7 protein-coding genes and 1 pseudogene are annotated in these 7195 nt (G+C 57.4%); 6 read left to right on the forward strand and 2 right to left on the reverse strand.

All coding sequences use genetic code 11. The features are described 5' to 3' along the window. From ACESMB_RS13910 to ACESMB_RS13920, 3 genes and pseudogenes are all read left to right on the forward strand, one after another. A pseudogene (locus ACESMB_RS13910) lies at positions 1-261 on the forward strand (multidrug ABC transporter ATP-binding protein); the annotation flags it as partial. A 15-nt stretch (positions 262-276) separates the two neighbouring features. Then, positions 277-1038, forward strand: coding sequence for an ABC transporter permease (locus tag ACESMB_RS13915; RefSeq protein ID WP_372925588.1), 762 nt, complete (start codon positions 277-279; stop codon positions 1036-1038). Beyond that, the gene (locus tag ACESMB_RS13920; protein ID WP_372971863.1) at positions 1038-1541 is read left to right on the forward strand and encodes a DUF192 domain-containing protein; all 504 of its coding nucleotides are present in this window, start codon (positions 1038-1040) and stop codon (positions 1539-1541) included. Before ACESMB_RS13915 ends, ACESMB_RS13920 begins: the two co-directional genes overlap by 1 nt. Positions 1542-1546: 5 nt before the next feature. Here the strand turns inward: ACESMB_RS13920 and ACESMB_RS13925 are convergent, their stop codons facing one another. Beyond that, positions 1547-2338: an enoyl-CoA hydratase gene (locus tag ACESMB_RS13925; RefSeq protein ID WP_372971864.1), complete on the reverse strand. Its 792-nt coding sequence runs from the start codon at positions 2336-2338 to the stop codon at positions 1547-1549. Positions 2339-2462: 124 nt separating this feature from the next. On the opposite strand from ACESMB_RS13925, the gene ACESMB_RS13930 reads away from it, so the two are divergent. The 3 genes from ACESMB_RS13930 to ACESMB_RS13940 are packed head-to-tail and all read left to right on the forward strand — an operon-like array spanning position 2463 to position 5669. After that, a complete protein-coding gene (locus ACESMB_RS13930) occupies positions 2463-3929 on the forward strand; it encodes a patatin-like phospholipase family protein (RefSeq protein ID WP_372925585.1) in 1467 nt (488 codons plus the stop codon). A gap of 4 nt (positions 3930-3933) precedes the next feature. Next, a complete protein-coding gene (locus ACESMB_RS13935) occupies positions 3934-4812 on the forward strand; it encodes a DMT family transporter (RefSeq protein ID WP_372925584.1) in 879 nt (292 codons plus the stop codon). A gap of 53 nt (positions 4813-4865) precedes the next feature. Beyond that, positions 4866-5669: an enoyl-CoA hydratase-related protein gene (locus ACESMB_RS13940; protein ID WP_372925583.1), complete on the forward strand. Its 804-nt coding sequence runs from the start codon at positions 4866-4868 to the stop codon at positions 5667-5669. Positions 5670-5803: 134 nt separating this feature from the next. Here the strand turns inward: ACESMB_RS13940 and ACESMB_RS13945 are convergent. Beyond that, the coding region (locus ACESMB_RS13945) for a BCCT family transporter (RefSeq protein ID WP_372971865.1) at positions 5804-7195 on the reverse strand (1392 nt) is incomplete at its 5' end.

Here is a 7195-nt window from a genome sequence, read left to right on the forward strand (position 1 = left end):
CTGATGAGCAAGCTGGGCAAGAAAGAACTCCGGCTGCACCTGCAGACACCGCTCGAGAAAATGCCCGGGCAACTTGCCCTGGAACCACTGGAACTGTCAGACGACGGCTATGAGCTGATCTATACCTTCGACGCCCAGCAGCAGCAGGCCGGAGTTGCCAGGCTGCTGAGAACGCTGGGTGAGCTGGGTATCGAGTACCGGGATATCCAGACCAGGGAAAGTTCCCTGGAAGAAATCTTCGTGGGCCTGGTCAATGAATAATGCGGGAGTAATGTAATGAATCTGTACGGTGTCCGTGCAATCTACAAGTTTGAAATGGCCCGCATGCGCCGCACCCTGATGCAGAGCGTGGCCTCACCGGTGATCTCCACCTCTCTGTATTTCGTGGTGTTCGGTTCGGCCATAGGCAGCCGCATGGGTGACATCAACGATATCAGCTACGGCGCTTACATTATCCCCGGCCTGGTGATGCTGTCCCTGCTGATGCAGAGCATTTCCAATGCCTCTTTCGGCATCTACATGCCCAAGTTTTCCGGCACCATCTATGAGGTGTTGTCAGCGCCGGTTTCCTATGTGGAGGTAGTGCTCGGCTACGTGGGTGCCGCCGCCACCAAGTCGGTGATACTAGGCATTATCATATTGATAACCGCCAAGCTGTTCGTGGACTATGACGTGCTGCATCCGTTCTGGATGTTTGCGTTCCTGGTGCTCACGGCCATCACCTTCAGCCTGTTCGGTTTCATTATCGGCATCTGGGCAGACGGGTTCGAAAAGCTCCAGATTGTGCCGCTGATGATTGTCACCCCACTCGTGTTTCTGGGCGGCACCTTCTACTCCATCGATATGCTGCCGGAGGTCTGGCAGACCATCAGTCTGTTCAACCCGGTGGTGTACCTGATCAGCGGCTTCCGCTGGGCCTTCTACGGTGTGTCGGATGTGCATGTAGGGATTAGCGTGGGTATGACGTTGCTGTTCCTTACCGCCTGCATGGTAGCCGTGTGGTGGATATTCAAGACCGGCTACCGGTTGCGTTCCTGATGACCGGGCACAAACCGGTATTCAGCCTCAAGGCCCTGATACCACTCATGGGCCTGCTTTTCTCCGGCTGCCTGGCAGCCCTTCCGGAAAACGATGCATTGCCGGTACAGCAGGCATGCCTGATGTCCGCTGAAAAGGTCATTCCCATTACCATTGAAATCGCCACAAGTGCCGATGAACGCAGCCGTGGACTGATGGAACGGGAGGCTCTGGAGCCTGACAGCGGAATGCTGTTTGTGTACAGCGAACAGCGCCGGGCGGATCACGGTTTCTGGATGTATCGCACGCTGATTCCGCTAGATATTGCCTACCTGGATCGCAAAGGCATCATCGGTGCCATACGGCAGATGGAACCCTGCCCGTCAGATCAGGGCCGGGACTGCCCCACGTATCGGGCCGGGGTTCCATTTTACCTGGCCCTGGAAATGAACCAGGGCTTCTTTGAAAGCCAGGGAATCCGGGTGGGCGACCGGCTTTCAATGGAGCCTTCAGACTGCAGCTAGCCGGCCTACTCGTCTTTCCATTCTGGTTTGCGCTTCTCGAGGAACGCACCGATTCCTTCGTTGGCGTCGGCGATCTGCATGTTACTGGCCATGACCTCCGAAGTGTAGTCGTAGGCGTCTGCCAGCCCCATTTCCAGCTGCTTGTAGAACGCCTCCTTGCCAATTTTCAGGGTGCAGCTTGATTTGCCAGCGACGGTTGCAGCCAGGCGATACACGGATTCATCCAGCACCTGCTCGTCGACCACCTGATTTATCAGGCCGATCCGTTCCGCCTTGATGGCCCCTACCATCTCACCGGTAAGCAGCATTTCCATGGCGTGCTTGCGGGATACATTGCGTGACAGCGCTACCATGGGCGTGGAACAGAACAGGCCAATATTCACCCCCGGAGTGGCAAATCGGGCAGTGTCGGCCGCGACGGCCAGGTCACAGCTGGCCACCAGCTGGCAGCCGGCTGCGGTAGCAACGCCTGTCACTCGCGCAATGACCGGCTTGGGCAGGTTTACGATCTGCTGCATCACCTTGCTGCACAGGTTGAACAGTTTCAGCTGAAAATCATGATTGTCGATCTGCTCGCGAACTTCCTTCAGATCATGCCCGGCGCAGAACACCTGGCCTGCCGCTGCAAGCACTACGACACGGGTGTCCTGGTCGTCGGAGATCGACTCCAGCTCGGTCGACAGCGCTTCCAGCATCGCAACAGAGAGGCTGTTACGGCGTTCCGGCTGGTTCAGTGTGAGCGTGGTGATTCCGTTTTCTGTATACCGTTTTACCAACGCTTCGGTTTGCTCGCTCATCGTACCCCCCGTTCCGCTCTCATAGCGGGTCATTCAACAGATACTGCAGTATTAGGCAGCATATCAGAAGTGTCGAAGCGACTTTGGTCGGAGTCTTCCGCTCTACTGATGTATCCTGTACCTCATGAGAGATACAAAGAAGCAACATCGGGAACTGGAAAGACAACTCGCCGAAGCCACTTCCTATGATCAATGGTATGCCGTTTCAGAGCAAATCGATGATCTGGAAGGGACACTGGCCTGGCGGGACGAACCTGGCTGCGAACTTCTGCATGAGAAGCTGATTCGCGAGCACATCGACGCCATGGTGCACTGCCGCAATAAAGGCGACACCCGCGGCCTCACCCGCGTGCTACAGGAGAGCCTGTATCGACACCTGGGTGAAATCGCGAATCCGGATCTGTATGCCGTCGCCTGGACAGGCACCAAGTACCTGGTCACGGAGTTTCTGGATGAAGTGGAGCGCTCGATGAACTTCATCTGCGACCACGACATGCCCGGAGTGACCGAGCAGCAGAAACTGCGCCTGTTCCGGGATGCCGAAAGGGTCTACGGACGCCCCGCCCTGATGCTCAGCGGCGGAGCAGCTTTCGGGGTCTACCACATTGGCGTTACCCGCGCACTCTGGCAGCAGGGACTGTTACCGGACGTGATTGCCGGTTCCAGCATGGGCGCCATTGTGGCCGGGGCTATTTGCACCCGAAACGATCAGGAGCTGGAGCGTTTTTTCAACGAGCCGGGCGAAATCCACCTGGATGCGTTCCGCTGGCTGGAGCCTGCGCGAATCTGGCGCAAACGCCACGCCATGGACCAGTCCCAGCTGCTCCACCACATCCACACCAACATCGGCAGCACCAGCTTCCGTGAAGCGGCAGAACACAGCGGGCGCACTCTCAACATTTCGGTGTCCCCCACCCGAACCCGCCAGAAACCAAGACTGCTGAACAGCCTGGCATCGCCGGAAGTGCTGGTGGATTCGGCTATCCTGGCCTCCTGTGCAGTGCCTGGCATCTACCCCCCGGTTACATTGCAGGCAAGGGACAGTGCCAGGGGCAAAGCCGGCAAAAAGCCCTACATGCCCACAGAACGCTGGATTGACGGCAGCGTCCATGGCGATCTGCCATTGATGCGAATGGCCCGACTCCATAATGTGAACCGTACAATTGTCAGCCAGGCCAATCCCCATGTGTTGCCGTTTATCAGCCATCACCATCAGCGCGGGCCGGGTGCCTCTGCCAAACAGGCGGCCGCTTCAATATTGCACGCCCAGGTTGCAACCACGCTGCAACTGACCCGGAACAGCTGGTCATCATCCATTGTGCGGCCATTGCTGGAGCAGGCCCATGCCATGGCAACACAAACCTATCTCGGGGATATTAATGTGCAGTTTCCCTTCCGGCCGCTGCTGTATCGAAAACTGCTTACCAACCCCGGCCGTGAAGACCTGGAAATGTTTATCAGGCTGGGTGAACAGGCCACCTGGCCGCGGATACCCATAATCCGGGACCAGACCCGTATCAGCCGCACCTTCAGCAACTGTATCGCCAGGCTGGAAAAGGCCTGCGCAGCCAACGACAACGCCCGGGAGTAGCCGCTTGCAGACCACGCGGATCAAAGGCCTGACCATTGCCGCCCTGGGCGTGCTGTTTATTGTTCCTGATGCGCTGCTGGTCAAGATTACCTCGGTGGAACCGGTGGTATTCCTGTTCTGGCGAGGCCTGCTGCTGGCCATCAGTTTTCTGGTGATCAGCTGGCTGAGATACCGGGCCCGTCTGAGTACTGAAATCAGACGCTGCGGCTGGAAGGGCTGGTTCTGTGCCGGCGCCTTCGCGATAAGTACCCTTGGCTTTGTTGTCGGCATGAAAAACACCGCCGCTGGCAATGTTCTGGTCATCCTGAATACCGCGCCGGTAATCGCGGCCCTGATCGCCTGGCTGGTCTGGAAGGAAACCCTGCCCTGGAGAACCTGGATCGTCATCCTTGTGTGCGTCACCGGTGCAACCTTCATGGCCATCGGCGAATGGGGCAAAGGTGACCCCCTGGGGCTGATGATGGCCGGTATTGCCGCAACCGCGCTGGCCTCCAACCTCAACGTGGCGCGATCGCGGCCGGACAGCGACATGAGCGTGATGCTTATGTTTGGCGCCCTGGCGCTGGCCATCGTGGCGGCGGTCATGGGTGGGGCCCAGATGCTTTCTGCGCGGGACGGCTTCTTCATCGCCCTGCTCTGCCTGGTATTCCTGCCAACAGCCTGCATTCTGATCCAGATCGGCCCCCGCTACATCCCGGCCGCGGAAGTCAGCCTGATGCTGCTGCTTGAAACCGTTCTGGGCTCATTTCTGGTGTGGCTGTTCCTGGACGAGGTACCGCCAAACCTCAGCCTGATTGGCGGCCTGATTGTCTTTTCAGCATTGGCCGCTCATGGCTGGACAGAAGTAAAACGCTACCGGAAAGCCCGGGTGGCAGTTGATTAGCGGCAGGCCCGCGCGCGAAGATACGCCATGATTAACAACAAGGACTCCTAGCAATGGCCACTGTACCGAAACTTACCGATGCCCTGCTCACACTGGAAAGCCGGGTAGCCACGCTCACCCTGAACCGTCACGATCTGCGCAATGCACTGACAGGGTCCAATCTGATCGAAGATATCGTGACCACGGCTGAATGGGTAAACCAGTGTGATGAAGTATCAGTAATGGTCATCACCGGTTCCGGGTCTGCCTTCAGCGCCGGCGGCAACATCCGCGACATGGCCACCCGCAGTGGCGATTTTGCAGGCGATGTGGCCGAGTGTGCGGACCGTTACCGCAAGGGCATTCAGCGAATTCCCCTGGCCCTTCAGGCCGTGGAAGTGCCGATCATCGCCGCCGTAAACGGCCCCGCCATTGGCGCAGGCTTTGATCTGGCGAACATGGCCGACATCCGCATCGCCTCGGAAAGCGCGAAGTTCGGCGAAACCTTCCTCAACCTCGGCATCATTCCCGGTGACGGAGGAGCCTGGTTCATGCAACGGCTGATTGGCTACCAGCGCGCGTTTGAACTGACACTCACCGGCCGCATCATTGATGCCAATGAAGCCAGAGAGCTGGGAATTGTCCTGGAAGTGGTACCTGCAGATGAATTGCTAGCCGCCGCAAATGCCATAGCCAACCGCATCGCCAGTCAGCCACCGAAGGCCACACGGCTGACCAAACGGCTGATGACCATCGCACCGCGCATGGAGCTGAAGGATTTTCTCGATGTGTGTGCCAACTTCCAGGGCATGTGCCATAACGAGCCCGAGCACCTGGAGGCGGTTCATAGGATGTTAGAGGCGATGGGCAGAAAGTGAGCATGTGTGGATTCAAATACCTGGCGCCCGAAAAATAGAAAGCGATTTCTCCAAATCACCGCAACGATACAGGAACGCCCGGGTGTCCATTCAGTAAAGACATCCGGGCGCACCGCTTTCTGTTACCAGCAGTGCTACATCCTGCCTTCCTGCACCAGTAATTTCCGTTCGTGATGGAGGCCCTTGAACAGGCTGTAACTCATCACCAGAAGCACCAGCGTAAACGGAAGCCCCACGCTGAGGACGCCTGCCTGCAATGCACTGAGAGCCTCTTCGCCACCGACGAAAAGCAGCACACCAGCGATGGTGCCCTCTGTAACAGCCCAGAAAATGCGCTGGGCCTTGGGCGCGTTCGTCTTGCCGCCCGAGGTGATGCTGTCGATTACGAGGGAACCCGAGTCGGAAGAGGTGACGAAGAAAGTCAGCACGAGTGTTATGCCGATGAACGACGTAATGGCCGATAGAGAGATGTTTTCCAGCATCTGGAACATGGCCAGAGACACTTCGGTCAATCCCTCGGAGCCCAGTTCACCGACCTCATTGCGAACCTGCTCCAGGGCAGTACCGCCGAAAGTGCTCATCCAGAACAGCGTGATAATGGTCGGAATGATTAAAACCGCAGTCACAAATTCGCGCACCGTGCGTCCTTTGGAGACACGGGCGATAAACATACCAACGAACGGCGACCAGGAAATCCACCAGGCCCAGTAGAAAACAGTCCAGCCATGGAACCAGGTGTTATCTTCGCGGCCGAAGGGATTACTCAGTGCCACCATGTTGGAAGCGTAGGAAGCTGAGGTTTCCCAGAGCCACTGGAAAATCGCGAGAGTCGGGCCGGCAAACATGACAAATGCCATCAACACGGCAGCCATAATCATGTTGGCATTACTGAGGACCCGCACACCGCCATGAATCCCGCGGATGACGGAAAGCGTTGCTACCGCCGTCACACCGGCAATAACGCCTACCTGGACGTTGAGACCACCCTCCACATCGAAAAGGTAGGAAATCCCGGAAGCAGCCTGCTGAGCACCAAAACCGAGGGACGTAGCCAGACCAAAGATCGTTGCCAGCACGGAGACAACGTCGATAACATTGCCTGGCCAGCCCCAGACTCTGTCACCAAGAATAGGGAAAAACGCAGACCGAATGGTCAGCGGCAACCCTTTATTGAAGGCAAAAAACGACAGAGAAAGCCCGACGATGGCGTATATTGCCCAGGGGTGTAGACCCCAATGGTACATGGTCGCACCCATCGCAAGACGGGCACCTTCCTCGCTGTTCGCCTCAACGCCCAGTGGCGTTCCGAACCAGTCCGTATAATAGGCAACCGGCTCCGCAACAGACCAGAACATCAACCCTGTGCCCATGCCGGCGGCAAACAGCATCGCAAACCAGGACAACAGTGAAAATTCGGGTTTGGCATCAACCCCACCAATCCGGATTTTCCCCACAGGCATGAAAATCAGGGCCAGGCAGATCAGAACGAAAAGGTTTGCACTGAGGAGGAAACCCCAGTCGAATAC

This window comes from Marinobacter sp. (genome assembly GCF_041686475.1).
Taxonomy (GTDB): domain Bacteria; phylum Pseudomonadota; class Gammaproteobacteria; order Pseudomonadales; family Oleiphilaceae; genus Marinobacter.